Origin of the sequence: Catenulispora pinistramenti, assembly GCF_018274385.1 — a bacterium.
Taxonomy (GTDB): Bacteria; Actinomycetota; Actinomycetes; order Streptomycetales; family Catenulisporaceae; genus Catenulispora; species Catenulispora pinistramenti.
This window is the reverse complement of sequence record NZ_JAAFYZ010000047.1, coordinates 1-25,732: the sequence shown is the minus strand read 5'-3', so window position 1 is coordinate 25,732 and position 25,732 is coordinate 1. Positions and strand designations below refer to the sequence as shown.

Genomic DNA, 25,732 nt, shown 5'->3' with positions numbered 1-25,732 from the left:
CAGGGCGCGCAAACCCAAAGGCGCAGCAGCGGGGGCAGTCGGGTGCCACGGGGCTCTCGTCGCCGGGTCGCGGTCATCGAGACCGACGACGCATCAGCTTCGAATTTGGTAACGCTTCGTGATCGCTGTAAGGGGTCGTTCGACGTGTCCGTGGACCTGGATTTCCTGATGTCCGCCAACACCCAGATTTGGTTGGCGGGAGTGCCCTGCTGGCACGCGTCTTGTTGTGCCGTGCCACGTTAGTTGCGACTTGGCCACGGAATCTGCGACTGAGGTCCGTCGGCCTAGCAGCCCAGGGCTCTCACATGAGTCGGCTGGTGTGAGAGGCGTGTGGCATCTGAAGTGCTGGGCTATGCGGCTAAGCCCGCACAGCCCAGCCTCTTCTCAACGTTTTGCCGCAATTCGGTGCGACGCTCCGATTGTGGCCAACACGAGGCTGGCACATGCGGTGACCAGGGCTGGGCTCGGGTTCATGACCACGACAACCAGGATTACGATCAGAACCGTGGTTTGCTGACCGAGTCGCTTGGTTGGGAGCGGCGGAGAGCTGGTGACACCATTGCGGGGCAATTCCATGGGATCTCCTTGTTTGGCTTTGCCGCCCTGCTCGGGTTCCTAGGTCAAGTACAGGGTGGCGGGTCGACAGCCGCAGAGTATCTCCCGCTCTCACATGATTTTTTTGCAAGTTGCGGAGTTTGGACCGCGCTCATCTCCCATGGTCGGATCAGCAATATTCAGCAACTGACTCTTTGCAGGCTCTGACCTGCACGTAGGTGACGGCATGCTCTGCCCACCCATGGATGGCATGCTCTCCCCACCCATGTAGGAAGTCCAGGACAATAACGCTCGGCGTGAACACGGGGTACTGGGGCGCGGACAACAACGCTGAGAACATCCTGAGCTGAAGGCCTCTGACCTGCGCATAAGAGGCTCTGCAACGCCGCCGCGCCGATGTCCATGCCTTCGGTGTGGGCTGCGCTCCAGGCCAAATGGTCGCCGCATGGGAGCCGTGGGCCCCGGCGGCCCAGCAGTCCGCTAAAAACCCTTAGATACCTTGATACCTTTCAACGACGTAGCCAAAGGACCACGTCGCGTGCGTGGCTTCAAAAGGACCCCGGATAACCCCGATATCGGTGTCAGATAGCTCGACAACTCGGCTCCAGCCGCAACTACCGTGACCCGACGGTGCCAACTACGGTGTCCCGCCGCCGCCAGCCGACGAGGTCACCTTGCTGCATCAGGCGCAACTAACGTGTCCCGGCACACTTGTTGCGACTTTTCTAGCTAGCTGACTTCTGATCGTGGTAGCTGACACCCAGGGCTGCGGAAGGTCGGGCGTCGATCGTTTGCGCCAGTCTTGCCGTATCGCGCTATCGAGTGTCGGCTCGGCTGGCATCGTCGTCGCTGGTCAGGACGCTGGCTGTCGCGTCCGGCTCACCCTCTTGCAGGGCCTCGGCCTCGGCGAGTTCCTGCCTCAGCCGCTCGTAGTGAGTGCGGGCAATCTCCTGATGCATCGATGATCTGCCGTTGGCGTTGACATGCTCCAGCAGTTGTTTCGCGCCCGCGAGGAACTCCCTGATCGCCTCGATCGGGCGCTGATGACCATAGGGGACCTCGTTCCCGTTCTGGTCGGAGACCTCGGCGGTGTTGGCGTTGTTCACCCACACGGTGATTCCTTGATTGTGGATGACCACGTTGAAGGCTGACTCTTCGGGGTGACTCTTCGGGGTCGCCCTCGGTGACGACCGTGAGCACCTCGCCCGGACGCATCCAGTGATCGGTGCCCCAAGGCTCTAGCCACAGACTGACGGCGGACGTGTCAAAGTCTTGTTGGGCGGACAGCAGAGTCTGGTTCTGCGGACACCAGAAGTGGTTCTGGCGCTGATCACGTGAACGATCTTCGCTTTGATCTTCAGGCGTAGAGGACTCGCTTGCGCAGCAGGTCGAACTTCGCCCGTCCGTACATCTGCCTTTTCAGCATGATCCGGTTGACGTGGCCCTCGACGGTGCCGGAGCTGAACGGCAGGGTCAGTCCGGCGGTGACCGCCGCGTGGTCGTGGCACATGCCTTTGGTCAGGGGCAGCAGGTCGGGGAGGTCGGCGGTGCGGACCGTAGTAATCCAGTCGTCGAGGAGGTGGCCGTCGAGGTTGGCTATCATCTTGGCGAAGTACTTGACGATCTCGGCCAGGGCGTCCAGTTCGGGGCATCGGGCCAGGACCTGCTTGAGTCGCTGTTGTTCCTCCTCTGCGAGGGTCTCGGGGTGGCGGGTGAGCCAGCCGGTGGCTTCGCGGACGCTGGGCGGGACCGCGGTTGTCGGGATCTTGGCGGCCGCCTTCCGGTAGGGAGCGAGGAACCGTCGGACGGTGCGGGCGGTGGCGTCGTAGCCGAGGTCGCGCAGCTCGGCGGTGATGACGACGGCGTCGGTGACGCCGGCGTTCCAGCGGTCGATGACGTAGGGCTTGAACTCGTCCAGCACGCTGGGCCTGGTGACGCCGCCCATCAGCTGCGACGGGTCGTCGGCGTCGGCGAAGCGGCGCACGGTCTTGGCGTCCCAGCCCAGCTTGCGCTGGATCTGCGTCAGGCTCTTGCCGTCTTCGAGGAGTTCGTGGACGGCGCGGTGGCGTTCGATCGTGCGGATCGCGAGCCGTGAGGTGGTCGCCTCCTGCAAGCTGGTATCCAAGGTCGCGGCTGCGGTGGGTTCTGCTGGCTCGACGGCCGGTTCGCGCAGGCAGTCGCGGTGTCGGACGACGGATTTCTCTGCCGCCTCGCACAGGTTGTTCCATAGGTGCCAGCGGTCTGCGACCTGGATCGCGTCGGGGGCGCCGATTCGGGCGCCTTCGGCGTAGGCGCCGGCTCGGTCCCGGCAGATCACCTCCGTTCCGGGGTGGTCCAGGAGCCAGGTGGCCAGTGGAAGCGCGGTGCGCTCGGGCAGCAGGTCCACCGGCCGGTGGGTGACTAAATCGATCAAAACCGTCCCGTACACATGTCCCTTGCGGAGGGCGAAGTCGTCGACGCCGAGGACTTGTGGACCGCGAGGCGAGGGGTGCTCCGGCAGGGCGCGGACCCGCCGCAGCAGGGTGTGCCTGCTCACCCCGATCCCGAGCTTCGCGGACAGCCGTGCTCCGGCACGGCCGGCCAACGCCAGACCGATCGCGTCGAGTTCGCCACCGAGAAGCGGAGTGAACCTGGAGTGCGGGCTGGTCAGACCCGGTATCTGCTCGGTGAACGTGACTGCCGGGCATCCGGGGTTCTCGCAGCGGAATCGCCGAACCCCCAAGTGGATCACCACCTCGGCGCCGCCGATCGCGGTGTCCCGCACCTTACGCACGTATCGGGCGTGGACCCGCGCCGAGGCTTCACCGCAGCCAGGGCAGGATGCTGCGGCACAGCGAGCAGTGGCCGTCAGCACTACATGCCCCTCGTCGCGCGCGACCTGCTCCAACAGCACGCCGACCAGATGCGGGAGCGGGACGTCAGAATATTGAGATAGACACTCGGCCGATGATCGCAGGGTCCCAGGAAGATCAAGACCGCCAAATCACGTGATCAGCGCCAGAACCAATTCTGATGTCCGCCAGCCTCGCCATCACCCGTCCACCCACCCCGACTTCCTCATGGCCGTTGACACAGACAGAGCATGTCCGTGGTGGCGTTGTCGACGCTGGTCTTCGGGCATGGCAGCACCGTAGCGAAGCCTCAACGGATTTAGCCTCACAGCCCTGCCAGAACGTCGAAAGGCGAGGTGTCAATAGGAGTGAATCAGCGGGGTGTCAGGGAACGGTCAGCAACGTTGGCGAGGTGTTTTGCGAATGTGGTCTGAGCGTCGGGGGTGAGGGTCCGCAGGGCAACCATGGCGGTGAGAATGACGTCGCACAGCTCTTTGCTCACGTCGGCCATGGTGTGGCTGTGGCCCTTGCGTGGGTTGGCCCCGGTTGCGCCGATGAGCGCCTGCGCTGCTTCACCAGTCTCCTCGGTGATCTTCAGGATGCGTACTTGTAGGGCTTGGTCGGGCGGCACGGGGCTGTCTCGGTCGAGCCAGGCGGTGAGCTGCGCGATGGTGTCCCAGGTGCCGTCAGAGGTCATGGTGGTGGGGTTCCGCTTCTTGTGAAGGAGGGGGTCAGAACAGCGCCTGCTGGTCTGAGACGGTCGGATCGGACACTAGCAACAGCTCATCGGTGGCGAGGGCCAGGCGCACCGACAGCGCCGAGTGGTCGCTTAGTGCTGCCTTGCCGGTGCGGGGGTCGTCGACGTACTCGCATTCGATCAGCCGGGAGTGCAGGCCTGCGGAGGTGAAGGCGTGGTCGTAGCGGTATCCGTCGCCGGTGCGGCCAACCCAGGAGTAGTGGGGGTCGCCCTCGCGGTTCAGGCTGCGCCAGGCATCGGTGTAGCCGGCGGTGGCGAACCAGCGGTAGAAGTCGTACTCGAAGGGTTGGAAGATCCGGTAGCGGGGATTGTGGTCGGGTTCGAGGATGTTGAAGTCCCCGACGATAAGCCGCAGGTCATCGCCAGCGCCGGGTAGGTGGTCGCGGCAGGCCTGGATGAATAGACGTTTGCGTTCGGTCTTGGCTGCTCCTGCGTCGCGGGAGGGCACGTACAGGCCGATGACCTCCACGGTGCCGGCGTCGGTGCCGACGGCCAGGGACACCGCCCGGTGAGGTAGGAATCCGACGTCCAACGGACGCGTCGTGGTGACGGTCTGAGCACGGCTGATGATCATCACGCCGCGCTCGCCGCGAGTCGGCGTCGGGAAGGCGACGGTATGGCCGGCGCCGGTAAAACGCTCAGCCAGCAATGCACAGCCGACGCTGTCGGCCGTTTCGGTGAGCACCAGGATGTGCTCGGGCCGCGTTGCCAGCCAGGCGAGTTGGCGTTCGGCGCGGAGCAGCGAGGGGTTGCCGATGTTGGCTGTGAGAATTCCCAGCTGGGGTGTCAGCGGTGATGTCACGGATCCTGCCGTTTTCTCAGTGTCTTGATGCAAGTGGCGACCTCGGCGGCGACCTGCTCCGCGGCGGCGTCGGTGGTGTCAACTTCGTACAGGTTGAACCGACGCGCTCGCAGAAAGGTAGCGGTGTGTGCGAAAAGGTCAGCCTCTTGTACGGCCAGCTCCGCATCGCGCTCGAACCGGCTGTGGGTGCCGCGCTCGGCGAGCCGCTTGGCCCGCACAGCCTGCCGGGCGGTAACCATGACGGTGAGGTCGGGGTGTGGGAAGTGCCGGTTGAGCTTCCACAGGGTGCCGGGTTCGACGCCGTCCAGCGCCTGGAGCACCAGCGTGGAGGCGATCCAGCGGTCGCACAGCACTATCTTGCCGGCTGCCAGCGCTGGCAGGATCTCGTTGTCCAGGTGCTGGTGACGGTCGGCCAGGACCAGGTGGGCCAGGGCCGGGCCACGGTAGCAGTCTGTTCCGGTCCTGATCAGCCGCCCCAGTTCGGTGTCGGTGGGCTCGGCAGTGGCATGGACTTGCACGCCTCTGTCGCTTTCCAGATGTGCTTGGACCGCTGCGAGGCTCGTGGACTTGCCAGCGCCGCCGGGTCCGTCGAAGGCGATGAACAGCCCGCGGGCCGGGTTGGGGACGATCACGACACGCCCACAATCGGCAGCAACTGGCGGCCACTGGTGGTCACAGGGCACACCTCGGCATCGACGTCGCCGATGCGGCCTCCTGCGGAGATCACTGCTGCCGGGCAGCCTTTTCCGCAGCTGCCGGACTTGGAGCAGCTGGTGCAGGTGTCGTTGGCGCCTACGGTGTAGCGCTCGTGGAAGTGGTACGCATCAAGCCGCTCGGCGATGTCGTCGTGTTCGAAGATGTTGCCGACGATGAACTCGGTGTCGGCGTGCTGCGACTGCGGGGTGCGGGCGGCGAACACCAGGTAGGGGCAGACGGTTACCTCCCCGCCGGTGAACACGTAGATGATGGTGCCGGCCTCACAGCCAGCCAGCGGTAGCTCGCTATTGGGGAAGCGGATGTGCACTACGTCCAGTTCTGCACTGTCGAACGGCTCGGTGAGGGCGTGGATGCTGCGCATGTGGTCTTCGGGGGAGGCGAGTTTGTCCATGCTCTTCACCCCCCGGCCCATGGAGGACAGCGGATTCATTAGCACGTAGGCGGCGCCGTTGTCCGTGGCGAACTGGCACAGCTGCTCGTACTCGGCGTCCTCGGCCAGGTTGTTCGGGGTACACAGCAGCCCTTGCAGGATGCCGGCCTTCGCGAACTTGCGAGCGGTGGCCACGGTGGTCTCGAAGCTGGCCCGGTCGCCGCGGAACTTTCCGTGGGAATCGGCGGCGAAGCCGTCCAGGCTCACGTTCATGTGTACGCCGAGCTCGGTCAGGGCCTTGATCTGTGTATCAGTGCACAGTGTGGCGTTGGTGCACACGCCTACCCCCATGTCGGCCTCGCGGAACGCCGTAGCGACGGCGACCAGGTCGGGGTGCATGAACGGTTCGCCGCCGGTGAGGGTGACACGCGTGACACGCGCAGCGGCCAGGCGCGGGATCGTCCTTTCGCAGATCTGCTTCAGGCTCATCATCGCGCCGTGCTTGGTAGCCGAGACGAAGCAGTGCGCACAGCGCAGGTTGCACGGCTCGATGATCTGAATGAGTGCTTTGCGGTTTGGGTAGTCTACGGAGGTGCGGAAGTAGCAGGATGTGGCCAGGTCAGTCTGGATGATGCTGCGGGCGGTCATGGGTTCAGGTCTCCTCGTCCGGGACGCGGCAACACCTGCCAGGCGTGCCGTGTTGACGGTGGTGCTTCTTAACCCCGTGAGGTGCGCTGTGGGGTCGGGTGAATGTGGTGGCTCGGCCCGGCAGCGTCTACATTGCTATGCGTCGGACTTGGCGCTCCTGTTGCACAGGGCCCAGGTCGGCGTGTTCTGAGTGGCCAAGGCCGCCAGTGTCGTCTTGGCTCTGGCTTGAAGGGCCGGTAGGTCCAGGCTGGTCGCGCTCTTCAGTGCCTCGGCGAGGCTCACCAGCTCCCGGAACGGCGCAGCGGGCACCGATGCGCGGCCCAGGGCTAGCGGAATCAGCCCGCTGGAGCAGGCCAGCATGATCACCGCGGGGGTGCGGCGCACCCCGAGCTTGTCTGCCGACTGCGTTACGTAGGTGCCGATCGTGTGCGGCTTCACACCCATCTTGAGCGCGACCTCGGACGCGCTCAGGTCGCTGGACAGCAGCTCCAACGCTTCGGCCTGCCGCTCCGATGGGATCCCTGGCACAACCTTAGGCGGCACAGCAGCCGACCTCCCACTGGGTCACAACTGTCCCGGGGGACAACTGCTTGCCGCGGAACTGCGCCTGACCGGCGCGATGCCGGGTGTGTGTTGAGTTCCGTTCCTTCGGGCACATCAGAGCGACAGCCGGTTCAGCTCGGCGCGCAGGAGGTCGGCGGCAGGGTCGACGAGGCCGGTCAGGTCGGTCAGGGCCTGTTCGCGCAGCCGGACGGCTCCGGCGATGTGCCCGGCCGCGGCCTTCGCCTTAGCCAGGTAGCAGCGGCTGCGGGCAATGGCGAACGACTCGCCGGTCCGGAGGCGGACCCGGAGCGCGAAGGTGAACTGCTCGGCGGCCCGGTCGAACTCGCCGAGTCCGTGCAGGGCCTGGCCTGTGCCGTCGAACGCCTTGCCGAGGCCGTAGGGCTGGGGGTTGGCGGATTGCAGCATCACGGCGCGCTGGTACGACGCCAGGGCGTCGCGGTGGTGTCCCTGCGCCAGCAGCAACTCGCCGTCGGCCAAGGCGGCGGCGATACGCGGTGGGACGTTTTGTGAATCGTTGGCGAGCAGCGTCGTCATCGCGGTCAGGTGCTGGCGGGCGTTCTCGATATCGCCGGAGCGGATGTAGGCCTTGAACAGTTCCAGGTGCGCGTCGGCGAGCCACACCTTGGCCGCATCGCACGCCTGAAGCTTGTCCAGCCCGATGAGCCCGGCGGTGATCGCCTGATCCCACTCGCCGCGTTGGGTGGCCACCCAAGCCCGGGTGGCGTACGCCAACGCCGCGAGAACATCGCCTTCCTCGCACAGCGCGAGCACCTGATCCAGGGTGTCGTCGGCGTCGTCAAGGTGCCGGGCGGCAGCGTGCGCAACGGCCAGGCGGCTCAAGGCCTCGCGCGCGCCGGCGTCGTCGTGGAGTTCGACGAACAGTTGTATTGCCTGCTGATAGTCCGTGACTGCCTTCAGCGGCTGCTCGCCCATCTTGTAGCCGCCGCCGCGGTTCATCAGGGCGTGTGCCTCGGCAAGCGCGTCATCGTGGCAGCGCGCGCTGGTCAGCGCGAGCTCGGCCAGCTCGATCCGCCGGCCGGGGTTGTGCACGGTGGTCATCACCTGCTCGAACCCTCGTACCACTCGGCTGCTGTGCCCGTCGACGCCGTAGAGGCCGGCCTCGATCAGCGCCTGGTGGATCCCTTCCTCGTTGGCCAGGTAGTAGGCCTGGGCATCCGCGAACGTCGCGAACTCGGGCGCACCGTCGAGTTCGTCATCGCCGGGCAGCGGCGGCAGCAGGATGTGCGAGACGCGGCGGGCGGCGTTGGCGGCGAGCGCGTACCGCCGGATCAGTGCCGCGAGCACCTGTCGTGCTCGATCGCTAATGTCTGAGGTGTGTGATCCGTCGCGCTTGGCGTAGCGGCGTTCCAGCACCGCGGCTGCGGCATCGGACTGCTCTGGCGTGAGCATGGTCGACATGGGTTCGGTCCCCCTTTGATTGTTGGTGGTGCTGGATCTGGTGTCCGGGGCCTGGGCAGGCGCCTGGCTTTTGGACATGCCTGCATCGGCTTCTGTGTTGCAGGTGGTGCACCGCCGAGCCGGGTGTGGTCGCACCGGCGCGGCGGTGGTCTGTGTCAGGTGCCCACTGGCGCAGCGTTAGGGAGTGGTCAGCTGCTCTGATTCACGGCGGTCGATCGTGAAGATCAGGTGCCGGGAGTGGCCCGGGTCGGCCGGCGTGTCGACGTGGTGTGGGACGTCGTGGGGTATCACCATGACGTCGCCGGCGCGCATGGTGTGAGTGACGATCTCCTCGCCGGGGACGATGAGGCCCCGGCCGACTCGCCAGTCCTTCGCGCCGGACAGCTGGACCGTGACGTTGTACCAGCAGTCGTAGTGCGTATCCAGGCGGCCGTCGCCGTGCCGGGAGTCGAACAGGTCGACCAGGACGGTCAGGTCACTGCGGGAGAGCGCGCCGAGCCAGCGTGATGCCAGGTAGGCCCATCCGTAGGTGGCGTTCATGCCCTCGAACACGTGCGTACGGTGCTGCTCGGTATAGGCGGCGCGGACCTGCTCGGTGGTGTCGAAACGAGCGAAGTCAGCCCCCTGAACCAGCGCCGTGAGTTGTTCGACGGGCCGGTCCTCGGGCGTGGGCGTCGGAAGCTCGGCAAGCCAAGACGGGTCGAGCGCACCCCGGAAGATGCTGACCTTGGCTTCCGGTCCAGGGCCGCCAGCTGTACGCGCGGCCGCCCACGCCACTGCGGTCATCGCCGCCGCCTGCCGGTGTGAGTCCACCTCGAAGCGGACCGACTCGTCATTGACGGTGTAGACGCCGCTCATCATCCAGTGCGCCGTCTGCGGGCCGTGTTCGTTCCTGAACTGGTGGGTCGTGTGGTCCCCCATGAAGACCTCGGGGGCCCGCACCAGCTGTTGCAACCCCCCGATCTCGGCCAGCACGGCGCGTCGGGTGACGTATCCGCTTCCGTATCGGTCACCGAAGCGGCTCGCCGCGTCAGCCATGATCCGGTATTCGTCGGTGCTGATCGGTTCGCACTCGACCATGTATTCGGCAGCTTGGTTCTCGGCCGTGAGCATGGACAAGGGTGTGCCTCCATCGTGATTGGTGGGACCGGCGTACAGGCCTCATGCCTGGGCCGGGGTTCACATTGCTTCTGGCTGGAAGTCGCTACTTCTCGCAGGCGCTCGTGGGCGCTGCTGCTCCGAGACGGCCCTGGTCGTCGCTGCCGCGCAGCATCGGGTGCATGGACGCCCCGGAGGGCAGGCCGATCAAGCCACCGAGGTCAGATCGGCCGCCCGGGTCACACCGATCCCGCCGCCTCTTCCGGAGTGAGCCATGTGCCCATGTCGTCAGCGCTGCTGAAGCAGAGCGTGTAGCCGCGGTCATCAACGTCGCCGGGCCAGGCCTGGTCCCGGCCGGCCTCGGCGCGGCTGGCGGTGTTGTCGCAGGTGCGTTGCCTGGGGATGGTGACGGCGGCGGGCTGGATCTGGGTGTTCATGGGCTTCCTTGCTGGCTGGCTCAGAACTGGTCGGACTGGCCGGAGCCGCGGATGGTCGCGATGGCGGCGTAGAGCTGCGCGATATGACTGGGGCTGGCGGCGAGGGCAGGTGCCTGGTCCGGTTCAGGCCGGGTGCGTTGGAACGCCGGGAACTGCGCGCGGGCCTCGCCATGTGTACCGCGGTTGTCGCGTGTGGTCGGGATTGAGCCGAGTCCGCGGACTATCCGGGGGCCGAGGTCCGGCTCTGAGGCCAGCGACGCGGCGACCACCAGGTGGCGGGTCGCGGTGGAGCGGCCGCTGGTGATGGCCGCCCTCTCCCGGGCGGCGTTGCGGCTGGGCCGCCATATCGGCAGCGGCAGGTCACCGGTCTCGGGCACCCACTCCTCGACGTTCGGGCCGCCGTCGGCCGCGTCCAGGAGCACAGCGGCCGGTCGGCGACCATCGCGCTTGGCGTGCCGCACCGTCCGGATCCGTCCGCCCAGCAGCAGGCGGTCGCCGGTCTTCATCTGCGCAGGCGGCACGCGCAACTCGTCATGACCTGACGGCGGAACACCTGCGCCGGGGTAGACGGTCAGGATCGGGGCGGTCATGGGACGGCTTCCCTCGTGTCGTGTGTCCTGGTGCTGCGGGCGGTCCGCGCCTTCCTCGTTTGCGCAGCGCTCCGGCGTCGGGGGGATCGTCGGTGCGCCGGCGCGCGGACCGCCCGCGTTGGTCAGCGGCCCCGGCGGGCGCAAGGGCAGACAAGCCAGGGCCGCTGGTCTGGGGAAGGTGCGCGCCCCGGTGTGGGCGGCGGCGCGCACCGGCTCATGGGTTGCCGCGCGTGTCGACGAGTTCGCCGTCGCCTTCGGCCTGGGCGCTGTCCGCGTCCTCGACCCGGTAGACGGCCGAGAGCTTGTACTCCAAGCACAGGCTCTTTTCGATCTCGTCGGCACCGCGGCGCATGTCGGCGGCGCTGAAGAAGTCCGCGCTGCCGTCACGCAAATCGGCGTGTCCGCGCAACAGCGCGACGATCTCCTCGGCGGTACCGGTGTAGGTCAGGGTTCCGGCGATGCGTTCTTCCCTCACGAGACGCGCTCCTCTTCAAGGACGGCTGCCGCAGGCTGCGGGCTGTCGGGTAGTGGGTCGGTGGTGTCGCGGTCAGCGGCGGTGGCCGCGATCGCGGCGACGTAGCTCTCAGGGATCTGGGAGCAGGTCTTGGCGAAGTTGTTGACCCGGTAGGCGGTGCGCCGGTCTGGGCCGTACAGGTAGGCCGCTTCCGCTCCGGCACCCGTGGCCGCCGTGGACCACAGGCAGCAGGCGATCCGGTAGGCGTAGTAGGGGGCGTCCGCCCACACCAGGAAGGATCGGACGTGCCGGTAGCCGTCCTGATCAGGCGGCCACCACAACTCGACGGTGACGGCGGTCGGATACGGCGTGTTCGGCCAGACTGGGGCAGCCAGCGGGATCACCGCGTAGGAGCGCCGGGGGCGTGCGCCGGGCACGGGCCAGGCGAAGCCGAGGGTCAGGTCGCCGGTGACAGTGTTCAAAGGTGAGGCGGTGACGTGCTCCAGCAGTGCCGCAGCACTCGTGTACGGCAGCAGGCCGGTGCCAGCCCCGTTGGCCGTTGTCAGATACACCGGTGAGGGGGCTGTGCTGTGTTCCCCGAACGTCTCCGTCAGGGCATGGCCGCATCGTGACTGCTTGGGCATGGTCGCCACCTCCGTCGCTATGTGTGATCAGGGTTTTGCAATGGAGGGACTCCACTTCGGGCCGCCCGCTGTCTGGCGCGGCTGCTTGAACGCAACCTCACTAGTTAGGTAGTGCAGTAAGTGGACCGTAGCGCTGAGTAAGATCAACCGCAATACCTCGCTAGTGAGGTTGGTGTGTACCATGCGGCCATGACCATCGACCCGATGGACCCGCGGTCCCCGTCCGTCCAGATCGCCGACTTCCTGCGTCAGCAGATCAAGGACAAGGTCTTGCGACCGGGAGACAAGCTGCCCTCCGAGCGCGTGTTGGCTGAACAGTTCGGTGTCGCACCCCAGACCATCAGGCAGGGCGTTGACAAACTGAAGAACGAGGGCAGAGTCGCAGGACAGCCAGGTCGTGGCGTATTCGTCGTGGCTCCGGCCCCGTTGATCCGTCTGGGCAAAGAGCGCTTCCGGCGATCGTTCCGGGCGGTGGGGAAGTCCGCCCAACAAGCCGACGCCGAGGCCGCCGGTCTGTCCTTCCGGCAAGAGCTCTTGGAACTCGCCGATGTGCCGGCGCCAGCCGATATCGCCGCGCTGCTCGGTGTCGCCGAAGGCGCAACGGTGTTCAAGCGCACTCGTCGCGAATACGTCGACGACACTGCGAATCAGATCGCCACATCGCATTGGCGTGTCGAGGACGTCGCGGGGACCGCGATCCGGGAGATCGTCACCGGGCCGGGTGGCAGCCTTGCCCGCTTGGAGGACGTCGGGTTCGTCTTCACGAAGTACTACGTCGAACACGGTCCTGCGCGGATGCCTGAGCCCGAGGAGCGAAAGCTGCTGCGCATCGGCGAAGGCGTACCCGTGGCGGATACGGTACGTCACGTCTTCGGTTATCGCGCTTCCGCCGGGGAGACCGCGGACGATGCCCGTGTCCTCGAAGTCTTCCGCTCCGTCGTCAACGGCCCGACCATCAAGTACACCTACGAATTCGAGGCCGAGTGAGGGTCCGCCATGCCTGAGTACTACCGCCACTCGGTGTCCGTCGCCGGTGTCACCGTCCGCGACGATGGCAAAGTGCTGATGATCCGGCGTCGCGACAACGGCGCACTCCAGATCCCCGGTGGGATCCTGGAAGAGGATGAGGACATTCTTTCGGGGCTGGTTCGCGAGGTCGGCGAAGAGACCGGCTACCAGGTCGCGCCTCTTCGACTGACCGGGGTCTACAAGAACATGAAGATCGGCGTCGTGGCACTGGTCTACCGGTGCAAGCTGATCGGTGGTGAGGCGGCCGTGAACGACGAAGCTGCCGAGGTTCTGTGGCTGGATCGCGAGGCGATCGGGCTGGGTTCCGTCGAAGCCTTCGCGGTGCGAGTCACCGACGCGCTCGACAGTCTCGAACCCGTCACCCGAAGCCATGACGGCACCAGCTTGCTGTAGGGAGGCGAAGCCGAGCCGGACCTCAGGTGCCTGCTGATCAAGATCGACGGCATGGAGCTGCGTGTCGCCGAACTCGACGCGGTCGATGGGAAGCCGGTGCTGGAGGTGAAGCCCTGGTTCCCTGAGTTCGGACCCCGTGGCGATGTACGAACCGCAGTGTGGGCCACCGAGATGTTGTCCGACTACTTCGCCCCCGCGAAGGAGTAGATGATCCCCGATATGGCTATGACCTACGTGCAGGTGAGGCGGGCTGTACATACTCCTCCTCTCGGAGTGGATTAGAAGAGAGCTGACGGTTCCCGCGGACTGACTCCTCCAGCCCTTGCCCGGGGAGCCAGTCAGAACCTCGAACTGCTATGAGACGAGCCCCGTATGTCGAGATCAGTCGTGCTCGACTGGCCGCCAGATGTCGAGGGCCAAGGTGACTTCGGGCCGGCAGGATGACCCCATATGGCCGCCGGGACTGGAGCACGGCAAGCAGGTTGTCGAACGCGCCGACATCCGGCGAGGCGATCGCTGGCCGTTCAGTGAAGACAGCGCCGAGCGTCAACTCGTGTTGTCGGCAGTACTCAGTCAGCGCCGCAGACAAAGCCTGGAGACGGGTATTGGTCGAAGCTGGATCGCGGAGGAAGCCGTAGACGATCGGATCATCGACGGCATGCCGCTCAGTGATCCAACCCATTCGCGCCTCCCTCGTTGTCCTGGGAGCCTTCGGTTCGAACGCACTGCGACTCCCTCGACACCCAGCGTGGACTTGGGGTGCTGCGGCGGGAATGACCTGCTGTAGTACTTCCGTTGCACTTCCGGTGCATCGCTCGACGTCAGCGTGGTTCGATGGCTGCGGAAGGGAGGTGTGCCGTGGTCTACCTGCGCGAATGGACAGGCCTTGAGGCCTCGGCGCTGCAACGAGCTGTCCGGGACAGCGTTCGCGCCTTCGCCGACCGTCTCGGCGTCGCCCCTCGAACTGTCGGCAAGTGGAACCAGCTCCGCACGGCTACGGTCCCCCGCCCCGATATTCAGGCGATCTTGGACACCGTCTTGGCACGCGCCACAGCCGATGAACAGCTGCGGTTCGAAGCTCTCATGGCCGAACTTCGCCCAGCAGGTGCTGCCGGTGTCAAGGTGGCACAGAGCGTAGCAACCCTGGATTTCGAAGCGTGGTCTGAGGACCTGGAGCGTACGGTCGTTGCGTTGAGCTGGCAGAACTTCGGCTTTGCCGGGGAGCTGCTGAACCGATGGCTGGCGCGACTCGAACCGGACAAGCTAGACGAGCGTGGGTTGTACCTCTACGGCAGATCCCTGACGCTACTCGGTGACTACCACTGTGACCAGGGCGCACTGCTGGGGCAGCTATCGGCGGAATCGACCTACCGCAAAGCCCGCGATGTGTTCACCCAGCTGGGTATCCCGCGGCGCGTCGCGCAGATCGACTTGTCGTTGGCAGTGGTCACGGAGATGTCCGGTGACGCGGTCTCGGCAGGCCGCCAGTACGATCAGCTCGCCGTCGACGACCGACTCAGCGCCCGGGACCGCGGACGTGCCGCGTTGTGGGTCGGGACCGCGTTAAGTAAGCAGGATGAGCACGACCAGGCAGTTAGCGTCATGGTTACAGCTGCGCGCATGTTCGAGACGCTGGGTGAGCCTGATGACTGGTCCAGCGCCCAGCAGAAGATCGCTCTCGCGTACCGGGGCACAGGCAACCTGGCCGGCGCCATGCGCCACATCGAGATCGCCCGCTCGACCGGCCGGGCTCATTCGCCGCTTCAGCAAGTTCAGCTCGGCACCGCCATGGCGCACATCCTGGTGTCGGATGCCGCGACCCAGGTTGAAGGGCTCACCCGTCTGGATCATGTCGATCGTGTCGCCGGCCAGTTCAATCTGGGACACCAACTACGCAGCATCCAAAGGATCCGTCAATCGCTCACGGCGCCGGCCGTGAGCGGCATCCCATCGAGCAAGGAGCGTGCGTGACCGCCCAGGACATCACCGACGAGCACCGCCGAGATGCCCAGATCCTGTGGGACTTCCACCTGCTCGGACACGAACCGAGGAACACCGAAGTCGCGGTCGTCTTGGGCAGCTTCGACCTCGGCGCCGCCCGTCACGCGGCCACGCTGTACCACCAGGGCCGGTTTCCGCTGATCGTGTTCACCGGCGCCACCAACGACTACACCATCAACGTGTTCCCACAGGGGGAGGCCGTCGCGTTCCACGCCGCCGCCCTCGCGGCCGGTGTGCCGGAGTCGGCGATGATGATCGAGGACAAGGCCACCAACAGCGGCGCAAACATCATGCTCTCCCGGCAACTCCTCGGCCAGGCCGGCATCGTGCCGACCTCCGTGACGCTCATCGCGATGCCGTTCATGGAACGGCGCGCGTTCGCCACCTGCCGGGCCCAGTGGCCGGAGGTCAAGGTCGTCTGCGCCTCCCAGCCGATCGCCTTCCCCGAATACCTCGCATCCTTCACCGACCAGAGGCACATCCTCTGCGACATGGTCGGCGACCTCCAGCGGATCATCGAGTACCCCAAGTACGGCTACATGATCGAGCAAGTCGTCCCGGAGGAAGTTCATGCTGCGCTCAAACGTCTCATCGTCGCCGGCTACGACAGCGTCCTGCCCAAGCCCTGACCCTCGCCCGTCGTCCGCGGCGGTCGCGATCCATCAGCCGAATCTGTTCCCGCGGCTGTCCACCCTGGCCAAACTTTACGCGGCGGACATCCGGATCGTGCTGGACGATGTCCAGTTCACCCGCCGCGACTACCAGCACCGTACGCGCCTCGGGCAACTCGGCGACCCGGCCCGCACCCAGTGGCTCTCGCTGGCTGCCCATCTGCCCGCCGGTCGGGCGACCGTCATCGGGGAGGCCGTGGTGGCCGAGCCCGAGCGGAGCCGCCGCCGGCTCGCGCTGCTCATCGAGCAGTATTACCGGCACAGCCGGTACTGGCCTGTCGTCGCCCGCGTGGTCGACGCGACCCTGGCGGCGTTCGACGCTACTGGCCGGATCGGCGCCGTCGCCGAAGCTTCCACCACCGCGCTGCTGGATGAGTTGCGTTGGTCTGGGCAAACCATGATGAGCAGCGACCTGCCCTCTGGGAACGGCAGATCCGAACGGCTCGGGGACCTCGCCGGTCTGGTCGGCGCTACCACCTACTTGTGCGGCACCGGCGGGATGAGCTATCTCGAACCGGAGTACTTCTCCTCCCGGAACATCGGCATCATCCCCTTCCGCACGCCCGCGGAATCGACCGGTGAGATGTGGGCCTCCGCCCGCAGGATCAGTGCCCTTTGGGCATTGGCGACCGTCGGCCCGCAGCGGTTGACCCAGCTGCTGTCCGCAGTCGCCGCGTTCAACCGCGGCCTGCTTGATCTCCGTCCCTCCACGGCCTAGTGATCACACGCGAAGGACTCGAACACGATGGGCATCGAGTACAACCGACACATGGTGACCATGACCGACGGCACTGCCCCTACACAATAGAAGCTCCTCGACATGGAAACTGCCGGTTGCGTCTTCAAGAACTTCGCCCCGTCGGTGATCCCCGGCAAGTACCAGACCCACGCCTATGCGTCGGCGCGCCTTACCGAAGCTCGCGATCTGTTGGGCTTGCCCGACACCGTGGCCCAGGCCGTCGACTTGCGCATGGCTCGCGGACAACTCATTGATGATGTAGACCGGTGCTTCCACGCCGTCATTGCCGAGCACGTGTACGGGGCCACTGCCGACCCCGACGTGATGACAGAGCAGCTGGAGCACCTGCTCGACCTAGCCGGCAAGTCAAACGTCCGTCTCGGCATCGTGCCGATACGGGCCCGGGTGGCGGCGTCACCGATGAGCCGCATCGAAATCGTCGCCGACGCGGTGATCCCCAGCGAGGGACGGCCATCCGATGCGGGTATCACCGGGCGAACGCGCGCTTGTCGTGCGGCGGGTAAGCGGGATTCAGGCCCTCCGGCGGCTGATATCCATCGGCCTGGAGACGCTGGGACAGGTGCTGGGCCACTTCCATCAGCCAGCTCTCTCGGGAGCATCTTGGTGGGGGGCCGTAGTCCGACCCCAGCGCGGTCACCGCGGCCTCCAGCGCGTCCTCGTCAAGTCCCATCTCCAGCAGCTCGCCGATCTCGGCAACCACCGCCGCAGCACGCGGATCGGGACCGCTACCATAAAACTCGGCCAAGGCCGCCTCGTCGTATTTGTCGTCTTCCACATCAGGGAACAGATAGTCCACCGCGCTCTGGTGGTAGTAGCCTCCGAGCAGCCTGGACAGGTTCGGCAGCCGCTGTCGCCACTCCCACTTGGTCTCCGGCACGGCGGGTTCGGTCTGCTCGCCGCTCTCAGTGAACGCGACCAGGTGCGGGATCATCATCATCAGGCAGTCCTCGCGAGTGCGGCCCTGCGGCACCCCCATGGGGGGCATCGTGGCCAACTCGGCGGCGACCTCGGGCGAGTCCAGGCCGCGCTTGAGCACCTCCAAAATCTCGGCGGTCGCTCGAAATGCCCGACCCGGATAGTAGGTCGCCATCCGCAGGTAGGACCGCATCGCCTTCGACGGGACTTCCGGGGTGTCAGAGAACCGGTCGTCGAGCACCGAGTTGTAGGCGGACAGGATCATCCGCAGCTCGGGCAGCCACTCGGCCCACGGCGCGTCGTCGTCGAAGATGTCCGGCTGTGTCATCGCCCTGGCCTCGTGTGTCGTGGATGTCGGTCAAGTACTTCCCTCGGCGTCAGCCGGAGGGGAAGGTGGTGAGGATGTAGTAGCCGCCGGGTGCGCTCGGATCGGGTCGCAAGACCACGGTGGCGCCGCGCACCTGTCTTGGGCCGTTACCATTCTGCCAGTCCTGGCGGGACAGGGAACGTCCGGTCACCTCATCGGCGTCCTCGATCGTGAACTCTTGGGTCCCTTTTGGGTTGCTCTTCAGCCAGTCGCTGATCTCTTGCTTGTTGGAGTCGACGACCTGCTGCGAGAACCGCTGCTCGTCGGCGTAGTTCTCGTAGGTGGATGCGTCCTGGAGCGGCCTTCTCCCGTTTTCCCTGACGTCCCTGAGGTTCTTCTCGAATCGTTCCGCGAGTTGCTGGTCGCTGCGCCCGACGTGCCTTTCGACACCGTGTCCGCCGAAGTCCTCGTCGCCGCCAGGGTCGGCCTCGCGCGGCTGCGGCGGCTTCGGACCGCCCCGGCTGTTGCGTGGCCAGGCGTTGTAGTCGCCGTTGGCCATCGCGGCCATCCAGTCGTGCAAGCCCTTGACGGCCAGAACGCCGCCGCCGCCTATCAGCCCTGCCGACAGAGCGTTCACCGGAACACCGAGTAGGGCGCCCACCCCGGTCAGGTCGAGCGCTGTGCCGCCGATCTCGCCGCCGGCACCCGCGGTCATCATCAGCAGCCCGGCGAGCGTCTGGGCGATGCCGAGAAGTGACTGCTTGCTGAAAAGTACCTGGAGGACATCGGCGAGGTCGTAGCTCATACCTTCGACGAAGTGTCCGACCGCTGACAGGACACCGTCGGTAGTCGACAGGACGTCGTCGGCGACGTGCTGCCACCAATGCTTGTTGTGGATGCCGTCGTGCTGGGCATGGCCGAGTGCTTTGGCGCAGTCCTTGGCTGCGGCGATGCGGTCGTCATGGGCCTGTTGCGCCTGCGCCTTCAGGGCGGACATTTGGGTCTCGGCGCTCTTCAGTTTGGTCTGCGCGGTGTCGTGTGCCGTCTGGGCATCGGTCACGGCCTGCGGGTTGGGGTTCACCGCGTGGTTCTGCTGCGCAGTCTTCAAATCGGTCGCAGCGCTGTTCGCCGAGGTCGTGGCACGCTGTAGATCGACCTCGGCGTCCTTGGCCTGCCGCAGCGCCGCATCTGCTTTGCTTTGCGCATTCTGCAATTTCGGCGCGTACGCGGACAGTGCGTCAGAGGCTTCGCTATAGGAGGTGTACAGCTTTTGCAGCCGCCCCGGCAGCGGACCATAGGCGGATTTAAAGGCCTCCGCGGTCTGACCCACCCACTCCAGGGCCGCGGTGTCGGAACCGAAGCTGTTCAGGTTCCGATACGCCGCCTCGACATCATGGGCGAAGTCCCCGAACTCCTTGGCCAGAGCCTGCACCGACTCCACCACACCAGGCGTTGGATCTCCGTCCAAACCCAATACGTCCCAGCCAGACGGACGCGCCATCGTTCGAGCCCTCCCCCGAGTGTGCTGCTCAAATCAGGCGTGAGCAGTTGCTGGGCCAGCAGTACTGGCCTGGCCCTATCCCGCACACAACGAGAGATGAGTCTACAAAGCGGTCACGATCTCGGTAACCCCCGAGCACGATTCGGTTGCGCTCTGTTTCGGCCATGCCTGTCCGCGTCCTCGATCACCTCGGCGGGCATCGCAAGGTCCACCTGCACGGACCGTTCCTCTTTCGCGCCGGTGCGTTTTTCAGAAGGTTGCCACGGGCCACCGACAGCCGGAGGGCCAATGTCAAAGGTGGGACTCATCCGCGTCCTCGACTAGCAGAGCGCTCGTGCTTCATGCCGTTCACCAGCAACTATGCCGACTAGATGCCGGGCCCGACGCTCGATCCAGCGGCCGTACAGCAGCGCCGCCGCGGCGGTACGCGAGTCCAAACCGGTGATGATGGGTGCGGCCGGGCTGACGGTGCCGTTGGCCACCATCGCGTCGGCGACCGCCGTGTAGCCGGGCCGCCGCCTGACGGACCCGGCGGCCGGGTCCGTGAACTCGCGGTAGGTGGTGAGGACGGCGCCGATCCGGACGCCGGCGGCCGGGCCGCCGTGGATCCATACGCCGACGTGGCCCCGCCCTCGGCCCTCTGGATGGAACTGGAAGACCGCTGTCTGCTCGACGGCGGCTTCGGCGTCGACCACGGCCCGGTAGGCACGCCAGGCGTGGAAGTCGGGCCGGTCGACCACAGTGGTCCGCGGCATCAGGCTCCTTCCGCCGGGTGGGAACCGATGGCGACGGGTGCTGTGCTCCGCTGCTCGTCCGGTACCGCCGGCCGCGTGGCGATGTCGGCGGCGCGCACCGCGATCTGCCTGGGCGAGGGATCGACAATCCCAGCGGCATGCAACTCGGCGAGCGCCACGGTGTTGAACGGCTCGGTGTCCGGTAGGACGATCAAGATCTCGTATGCAGCGATGTATTCGGCGTCGCTCGGTTCGGACCCACCCCTCGCCATCGACTCGCCTTGATCGGTCGGGTGCACAGCCTCAAGTGAGGTACCCACCTGAGGTGACCCAGTAGATGGTTGGTAGTGGTTGGTCTGGATAGAGGGGTGAAGCCCGCTTCCCCTAGACGGACGTCCAGTTTCACCTAGGGCTGCATCCAGCTTCACGTAGGCGTCCGCCCCGAACGGGCCGCTCGAACGGTTGTCCACAGCCTCATCCACAGATGAGTCCACAGAATCGAACGCGTTATCCACAGCCTCTGGGAGTTCGTCGGTGGCGGGCGCGGGTGTCTCGATGCGGATGTAGTCGGGGTCCAGGCGCATCGGGACGGGGGTGCGGTCCAGGCCGGGCACGGTGAGCCGGTACTCGTCGGCCATGCCGAGCGCGCGGGAGTGCTTGGTCTTCTCAATCAGCCCGGTTGCTCGCAGCGTCTTCAGGTGGGTCTTCACCGTCCGGGTGGACACCCCGGCGATCTTCGCGAGCAGCTCGACGCCGGGTCGTACTTCGGTGCCGTCGGCGTTGGCGAAGTCGCCCAGGAACTCGGCGATCAGCTTCGTGGTGCGCGGCAGCTCGGCGCGCTTGACGATGCGCTTCCAGTCGAAGCTGCCTATCGGGTGGTGCTGCATGGAGAAGTCCTTAAGAGGTGCTGGCGGGCTTGGGAGCGAGGCACGGCGCGAAGGCGCGTAGAAAGGAGTCAGCCCCGCCGGCGGGGCCAGGCGGGGCTGAGCAGGGAAGGCGCGGCGGGTGGGCTGGGCTGGCGGTACGCTCGGTGCGGCCGATGTGGTGTCCGAGCCGTCAGGTCAGGTTGCGGGGAAATAGCGGGGAGATTTCGCCGGGGCCGTTGCGGCGCGTGGCGTCCGGACACGGACCCAGATGCCGGGAGTGTCTTGACCTCGTCCCACGCTAGGATTTCGGAGCGTTGCCCTCGTAGCTCAGGGGATAGAGCACCCGCCTCCTAAGCGGGGGCGAGATGACCTCCACGGTGGCGCCGCATCCCGTGCGGGAAATACGCGGAAAACAACGAGGGAGCGGGCGCGCGCCGCAGGTCAAGGCGACAACCTACCGCTCTTGTAAACAGGCGGTTAGGGGTTCGAGTCCCCTCAGCGGCTCTCGAGACGTGGGCCCTCTGACCTTAGTTTCCGTAGCTTGAGCTGCGGAAGCGGGTCAGAGGGCCCTTTCACATGTGGACGATGTTCACGACGCGATACGACTTGATGGGTCTTGAGTCGCGTCATGAGCATCCCCATTTCCTTCCTATGAAGATCACTCGTTAGTGCAGGTCGCCACGGCCTGCAGACCCGGCGCCGACGCCATCAGCGCCGGGAACGGCTCCGCTACCGAGCGATCAGAGACCGGCCGCCGCGCCACCGAGTGAGCACGGCCGTATGGCCCGTCTGCTCACCGATCGCGGCGTCAACGCGGAACCGGCCGAACACTGTCGTCAGGTCGAGCGCGGCGACCGTGTCCCAGTGCGGGCCCGGGCCGGCCGCAGCGGCGATCACCCCGGCCGCGTACGCCTGCACCCCCGGATAGTCCGGCACCCCGCCGAATCGCTCTTCCCACGCGCGCAGGAACTCGCGCTCGTTTATGCCGGCCTCCACCGCGCCGACCGCGCCCGGCGCCCACTGTCCGACCCCGAACACGCCCTCGGCATCGTCGACGTCGTCGGCGAACGAGGCGACCCCGGCTGCGACGCTGCACACCAGCCGCGGCGGGTTCGGCAGCGTGCGTGCCCGGTTCACCGCCGCGACGTCGTCCTCATACACCCCGGCCGACAGCAGGTCCCATTCGCCGTCCGGGGGCGCGTCGAAGTCGAGCTGATCGATGGCGATTCCAATTGCGCGCGCATCCCGGCCGGCGCCGGCGGTCACCTGGCGGCCGAACTGTCCGATCTCGCAGTACGTGAACAACCGCCCCGAGCCGGACTTGGCCAGGTGCGCTACGAACGGAGATGCGTATCGATCGGCGGGGGTCAGGATGTTCACTACGCAACCGGGGATGTTCAACTGTCCGCCGCTGCCGCCGTGGTTGAACAGCAGCAATCCACGGCGCTGCGCGAACGCGGCGGCCGCCCGCGCCAGGATGGTGGAGTACGGCCCGAAAAGCAGGTCCACGTTCGCGGCGAGCTCCGGCATCCGCGCTTCGAGCACCGCCGGCTTGCTTTCGTCGTCGACCACCACCAGCTCCGCGTCGGCCTCGGCTGCCCACAACCGCAGCCCGTTCGCTGCCTGAGTCCCGAACGGCGCGAACCTGCCCGTCAACGACAGGCAGGCCCCGGCGCGGATCACAGTTCCACCCGGAAGCGCCAGCTGTGCCGGCTGGCGTCGGAGATCTCCTCCTGCACGTACACCGGATTGCCGTACCGGTCTTCGAATGTGGTCGTGGTGTGGACCACGGTCACGCCGCGGGCCAATTTCAGGAGCTCTCTTTCCTTGTCGCTGGCGTTCCTGCCTTCCAGGTCGATCCAGGATGTGGCGAGTGGGCCTCGGAGCTCCTCGACGAGCCGGGCGGCGCTGCCGCGGATCCGTCTCCGTTCGGCCAATGCCGTACCGGATGCCCAACTGGCGGGGAACCAGCTGCGGGCCATGCGAACCGGCTGCTCGTCGGCGAACATGCGGACCAGTCGCATCACCACGGCGTCGCCGTCGTCGAGATGGAGCTCCGCCGCGATGTGGCCCGGCGCGGCTACCTGGTCCTGCACGTCCAGTATCTCCTGGCGGCCGATGATGCCGTGCTCTGCGACCGTCGCATCGAACCCGGGGCGGCCGGCGTCACGGTGGCGACGCCAATCCGCCGCGACGATTGCGATACGTACTGATGGTTCGGTCCGCACGCGCGGCACAGCACCCTGTCTCATGTCGATGAGACCGTCAGCGTGCAGCGTCTCCAGCGCGCGGCGAACGGTGACACGGCTTGTGCTGTAGCGCGAACAAAGCTCGCTTGCTGACGGCAGTGCGTCCCCAGGCCCGTAGCGACCGTCGAGGATGGCTGCTCGCAGGTCGGCCGCGATCCGTTCTCGTCGAGACGTCACGGTGCTCATGCTGGCCACGATAGCGCCACTTGGCTACCCAGGTTCTTGACCGGCTTCGCAGTGTAGGAATACCGTTCCGGCTTGGGTACTCAAGTTGGGATGAGCGGAGAGCCGTAATGCAGCCCAGACAGGACATCACCACCTCGGGCCGACGCCTCGCCCGTGATACTCAAGGCCGTGTCGGCGAGGTCATGCCACCGCCCATACCCCCACATCTTTGCGCCCCCGACAAGCCTGGCAGCGTTTGGCTCCGGCCAGTCAACGGCGGCCTCGAATGGTCAGTGCCTGCCGACCAGGTGACCTACCTGGGACGCCAGTCGTGAAAGACGAGCGCACACCCGCCTACTGGCTACGGCAGCGCAACGGCCAGCCCGGCGGCCAGCAAGTCAATGCCTACGAGGCCGCGATGATCGCGCAGCGCGTCGGCGGCGTCGGCGACCACCTCTCACAGCAGGGCCTCGTCTGGTCCGATCGGGACCCCGGTGGACCTGGCGGGTTCTCCTACTACACCCTCACGCCCGTCTACAAGGAGGGAACGTGAGCGCCTGGACACCGCGCCCAGACACCGTCGTCCACAACCTCGCACGCGGCTGTGACAGCGTCCTACTCGGCCGCGCCGCCGACGGCACGTGGCGGCTGGCCGGCGCTGGCCTCGGCGACGAGCGCTGGAACAACGAACGGTTAGCCGATCTCGACGAGGCGGACTCCATTGAGGTGCGCGACGCCATGGCCATACTGATCCGGACGGCCGTCGTCACGCTGAGGTGGCCCCACCAGGGTTCCAAGTAGGTCAACCAGAGGCGTCCGGTCGCAATGCGGCCGGGCGTCGGCGTGTCCAGGACCGTACGCTTCCGGAAACCGGGCCCCCGCGTACTCTCAGCGCACTGAATCGGGTACCAGGGGGAAACATGGATACGGACATCGCGCAGCAACCGACCGTGACCGACACGCCGCGGCGCAGCTTCGGCTCCGCCGTCCTGACGGCGACCGCTGTTGTCGCGCTCGGCGTCGGCTTCGGCGCCGGCTACGTCAGCCACACGAGCAGCAGCGCCAGCAGCTCCGCGACCACCGCCGTCCACGGCACCCTCACGCTGCCGGACGGCGGCTACAGCAGCGTCGGCACCACCTGCTCCGGCAGCGGCGGTTACCAGGACATCAACGCCGGAGTCGCCGTCACCATCGGCGACCAGACCGGCAAGACCCTGGCCGTGACGAGCCTCGCGGCTGGCACGTTCGGCGGTGGCGGCTGCCAGTTTGCGTTCAGTACAAACGTCGCCGCGGCCACCACCTACACCGTCACGATCAGCCACCGCGGCACGCAGACGTTCATGCCGGCCGAGGTCGCCAGCGGCTTCAACATGACGCTGGCCGCCAGCTGACGCCGGGCCGATAGGTCAGTGGTGCACGAACAGCAGCTGCACCCCGACGTTGGCCGCAATACCCAGCGCAGACGTACCGCGGCCAGGAACCACACGCGCCGGTTCGTGGCCGCCTGGCTTGATTCGAGCTTGTCCAACCGCACGTCGCGTTCCTTCAGCTCCGCAGCTGTGCGCCGCTCTCGTTCGTCGGCCAGCTGCTCGCTGTGTGTATGGCGCAACATCAGCAGTTCGAGCTGGCCCTTGGCCTGAGTGTTGCCGACGTCGACAGTGGCCTGGATGCGTTCTCCAGTGTGTACTTGGCCGGCGCGACGGCGTTTCAGGTCGAGCAGCGCAGAACAGGCCCTGATGCCATGATCATCCCCACTTCTCTCAGCGGCTCTCTGGAGGTAGTGCTGACCAGCGGCGGAGCTTCACGCCGCTGCTCCGGGAGTCGGTCGCGGGGTAAGGCTGCGCTCTACTCCTGGTCCGGCCAGACCGTGGCCTGAATCCGTATGTAGGGAAAGTTCGTCGCATCCCGCCCCTGGCTCAGCACCTGTACCACCGCGTACTGCCGCCCCGGGTTGAAGGCGCTGTGCGCTACGCGGAGGCAGTACACGGCGCCGGGGACGACCGTCACGTGCGCAGAGTTCTGGGCCAGCAGCAGCGTCGCGCAGGCGTCGGGGGTCGGGGCGGCTGGGCCGGTCCATTGCGTGGCGCCGAGGCTGGCGAAGAAGGTGCCGTCGAAGCTGGCGCTGATGTCGGGGTCGCCGGACTGGTCCGGGCTTGGTGGGACGGTGGCCAGTGAGTCGCCGAGGGAGCCGACTTGGACGTTGCCCTGCCACTGGGGATCCGGCGGCGGGGGAGTTGTCGGGCGCGGGGGTGGTG

28 protein-coding genes and 2 pseudogenes are annotated in these 25,732 nt (G+C 66.5%); 10 read left to right on the top strand and 20 right to left on the bottom strand.

Annotated elements, in window-relative coordinates; genetic code table 11:
- Positions 1-1,370 precede the first annotated feature (1,370 nt).
- The 13 genes from KGQ19_RS15985 to KGQ19_RS15925 all read right to left on the bottom strand — a co-directional run bounded on the left by KGQ19_RS15985 (position 1,371) and on the right by KGQ19_RS15925 (position 11,886).
- A complete protein-coding gene (locus KGQ19_RS15985; RefSeq protein WP_212009952.1) occupies positions 1,371-1,661 on the bottom strand; it encodes a hypothetical protein in 291 nt (96 codons plus the stop codon).
- A gap of 251 nt (positions 1,662-1,912) precedes the next feature.
- Positions 1,913-3,448, bottom strand: coding sequence for an ISL3 family transposase (locus KGQ19_RS15980; RefSeq protein WP_212009951.1), 1,536 nt, complete (start codon positions 3,446-3,448; stop codon positions 1,913-1,915).
- A 311-nt stretch (positions 3,449-3,759) separates the two neighbouring features.
- On the bottom strand, positions 3,760-4,083 hold the full coding sequence (locus KGQ19_RS15975; protein WP_212009950.1) for a MazG-like family protein: 324 nt from the start codon (positions 4,081-4,083) through the stop codon (positions 3,760-3,762).
- A gap of 34 nt (positions 4,084-4,117) precedes the next feature.
- Complete coding sequence (locus KGQ19_RS15970) at positions 4,118-4,945, bottom strand: endonuclease/exonuclease/phosphatase family protein (protein WP_212009949.1); 828 nt, start codon at positions 4,943-4,945, stop codon at positions 4,118-4,120.
- Entirely contained in the window at positions 4,942-5,577 is a 636-nt protein-coding gene (tmk, locus tag KGQ19_RS15965; RefSeq protein ID WP_212009948.1) for a dTMP kinase, read from the bottom strand. The genes KGQ19_RS15970 and tmk overlap by 4 nt, the downstream gene beginning before the upstream one ends.
- A complete protein-coding gene (locus tag KGQ19_RS15960; protein ID WP_212009947.1) occupies positions 5,574-6,680 on the bottom strand; it encodes a radical SAM protein in 1,107 nt (368 codons plus the stop codon). The genes tmk and KGQ19_RS15960 overlap by 4 nt, the downstream gene beginning before the upstream one ends.
- A gap of 135 nt (positions 6,681-6,815) precedes the next feature.
- Complete coding sequence (locus KGQ19_RS15955; RefSeq protein WP_212009946.1) at positions 6,816-7,208, bottom strand: LuxR C-terminal-related transcriptional regulator; 393 nt, start codon at positions 7,206-7,208, stop codon at positions 6,816-6,818.
- A gap of 129 nt (positions 7,209-7,337) precedes the next feature.
- A complete protein-coding gene (locus KGQ19_RS15950) occupies positions 7,338-8,663 on the bottom strand; it encodes a tetratricopeptide repeat protein (protein ID WP_212009945.1) in 1,326 nt (441 codons plus the stop codon).
- 177 nt (positions 8,664-8,840) lie between these two features.
- On the bottom strand, positions 8,841-9,782 hold the full coding sequence (locus KGQ19_RS15945; RefSeq protein ID WP_212009944.1) for a cupin domain-containing protein: 942 nt from the start codon (positions 9,780-9,782) through the stop codon (positions 8,841-8,843).
- Between the two features lie 218 nt (positions 9,783-10,000).
- Positions 10,001-10,198, bottom strand: coding sequence for a hypothetical protein (locus tag KGQ19_RS15940; protein ID WP_212009943.1), 198 nt, complete (start codon positions 10,196-10,198; stop codon positions 10,001-10,003).
- 20 nt (positions 10,199-10,218) lie between these two features.
- Positions 10,219-10,788, bottom strand: coding sequence for a hypothetical protein (locus KGQ19_RS15935; RefSeq protein WP_212009942.1), 570 nt, complete (start codon positions 10,786-10,788; stop codon positions 10,219-10,221).
- 214 nt (positions 10,789-11,002) lie between these two features.
- Positions 11,003-11,263: a hypothetical protein gene (locus KGQ19_RS15930; protein WP_212009941.1), complete on the bottom strand. Its 261-nt coding sequence runs from the start codon at positions 11,261-11,263 to the stop codon at positions 11,003-11,005.
- On the bottom strand, positions 11,260-11,886 hold the full coding sequence (locus KGQ19_RS15925) for a hypothetical protein (RefSeq protein ID WP_212009940.1): 627 nt from the start codon (positions 11,884-11,886) through the stop codon (positions 11,260-11,262). The genes KGQ19_RS15930 and KGQ19_RS15925 overlap by 4 nt, the downstream gene beginning before the upstream one ends.
- 189 nt (positions 11,887-12,075) lie before the next feature.
- Between KGQ19_RS15925 and KGQ19_RS15920 the strand changes: the two genes are divergently transcribed.
- The 7 genes and pseudogenes from KGQ19_RS15920 to KGQ19_RS52780 all read left to right on the top strand — a co-directional run.
- Complete coding sequence (locus tag KGQ19_RS15920) at positions 12,076-12,873, top strand: GntR family transcriptional regulator (RefSeq protein WP_212009939.1); 798 nt, start codon at positions 12,076-12,078, stop codon at positions 12,871-12,873.
- A gap of 9 nt (positions 12,874-12,882) precedes the next feature.
- Complete coding sequence (locus tag KGQ19_RS15915; protein WP_212009938.1) at positions 12,883-13,308, top strand: NUDIX hydrolase; 426 nt, start codon at positions 12,883-12,885, stop codon at positions 13,306-13,308.
- 51 nt (positions 13,309-13,359) lie between these two features.
- Complete coding sequence (locus KGQ19_RS15910) at positions 13,360-13,515, top strand: SAM-dependent methyltransferase (RefSeq protein ID WP_212009937.1); 156 nt, start codon at positions 13,360-13,362, stop codon at positions 13,513-13,515.
- Positions 13,516-14,166: 651 nt separating this feature from the next.
- A complete protein-coding gene (locus tag KGQ19_RS15905; RefSeq protein ID WP_212009936.1) occupies positions 14,167-15,279 on the top strand; it encodes a hypothetical protein in 1,113 nt (370 codons plus the stop codon).
- A complete protein-coding gene (locus tag KGQ19_RS15900) occupies positions 15,276-15,938 on the top strand; it encodes a YdcF family protein (RefSeq protein ID WP_212009935.1) in 663 nt (220 codons plus the stop codon). The genes KGQ19_RS15905 and KGQ19_RS15900 overlap by 4 nt, the downstream gene beginning before the upstream one ends.
- Positions 15,880-16,698 carry a WbqC family protein gene (locus tag KGQ19_RS15895; protein WP_212009934.1) on the top strand — a complete coding sequence of 273 codons (819 nt, stop codon included), beginning with the start codon at positions 15,880-15,882 and terminating at the stop codon, positions 16,696-16,698. The genes KGQ19_RS15900 and KGQ19_RS15895 overlap by 59 nt, the downstream gene beginning before the upstream one ends.
- Before the next feature lie 102 nt (positions 16,699-16,800).
- Positions 16,801-17,082: pseudogene (locus KGQ19_RS52780) on the top strand (Scr1 family TA system antitoxin-like transcriptional regulator); the annotation flags it as partial.
- 124 nt (positions 17,083-17,206) lie between these two features.
- On the opposite strand, the gene KGQ19_RS15885 reads toward KGQ19_RS52780, so the two are convergent.
- The 6 genes from KGQ19_RS15885 to KGQ19_RS15860 all read right to left on the bottom strand — a co-directional run bounded on the left by KGQ19_RS15885 (position 17,207) and on the right by KGQ19_RS15860 (position 23,498).
- Positions 17,207-17,983: a contact-dependent growth inhibition system immunity protein gene (locus tag KGQ19_RS15885; protein ID WP_212009932.1), complete on the bottom strand. Its 777-nt coding sequence runs from the start codon at positions 17,981-17,983 to the stop codon at positions 17,207-17,209.
- A 49-nt stretch (positions 17,984-18,032) separates the two neighbouring features.
- Positions 18,033-19,463 (bottom strand): RNase A-like domain-containing protein, encoded by a 1,431-nt coding sequence (locus KGQ19_RS15880; protein WP_212009931.1) that lies wholly within the window; start codon positions 19,461-19,463, stop codon positions 18,033-18,035.
- Positions 19,464-19,783: 320 nt separating this feature from the next.
- Entirely contained in the window at positions 19,784-20,218 is a 435-nt protein-coding gene (locus KGQ19_RS15875) for a hypothetical protein (protein WP_212009930.1), read from the bottom strand.
- Positions 20,218-21,084 carry a helix-turn-helix domain-containing protein gene (locus KGQ19_RS15870; RefSeq protein WP_212009929.1) on the bottom strand — a complete coding sequence of 289 codons (867 nt, stop codon included), beginning with the start codon at positions 21,082-21,084 and terminating at the stop codon, positions 20,218-20,220. The genes KGQ19_RS15875 and KGQ19_RS15870 overlap by 1 nt, the downstream gene beginning before the upstream one ends.
- A gap of 708 nt (positions 21,085-21,792) precedes the next feature.
- Complete coding sequence (locus tag KGQ19_RS15865) at positions 21,793-22,746, bottom strand: ABC transporter substrate-binding protein (protein WP_212009928.1); 954 nt, start codon at positions 22,744-22,746, stop codon at positions 21,793-21,795.
- Positions 22,743-23,498 (bottom strand): GntR family transcriptional regulator, encoded by a 756-nt coding sequence (locus KGQ19_RS15860; RefSeq protein ID WP_212009927.1) that lies wholly within the window; start codon positions 23,496-23,498, stop codon positions 22,743-22,745. Before KGQ19_RS15860 ends, KGQ19_RS15865 begins: the two co-directional genes overlap by 4 nt.
- A gap of 310 nt (positions 23,499-23,808) precedes the next feature.
- Between KGQ19_RS15860 and KGQ19_RS15855 the strand changes: the two genes are divergently transcribed.
- From KGQ19_RS15855 to KGQ19_RS15845, 3 genes are all read left to right on the top strand, one after another.
- A complete protein-coding gene (locus KGQ19_RS15855) occupies positions 23,809-24,030 on the top strand; it encodes a hypothetical protein (protein WP_212009926.1) in 222 nt (73 codons plus the stop codon).
- Positions 24,027-24,278, top strand: a complete 252-nt coding sequence (locus KGQ19_RS15850; RefSeq protein WP_212009925.1) for a hypothetical protein — start codon at positions 24,027-24,029, stop codon at positions 24,276-24,278. Before KGQ19_RS15855 ends, KGQ19_RS15850 begins: the two co-directional genes overlap by 4 nt.
- 119 nt (positions 24,279-24,397) lie before the next feature.
- Positions 24,398-24,868, top strand: coding sequence for a hypothetical protein (locus KGQ19_RS15845; RefSeq protein WP_212009924.1), 471 nt, complete (start codon positions 24,398-24,400; stop codon positions 24,866-24,868).
- 454 nt (positions 24,869-25,322) lie between these two features.
- On the opposite strand, the pseudogene KGQ19_RS15840 reads toward KGQ19_RS15845, so the two are convergent.
- A pseudogene (locus tag KGQ19_RS15840) lies at positions 25,323-25,732 on the bottom strand (hypothetical protein); the annotation flags it as partial.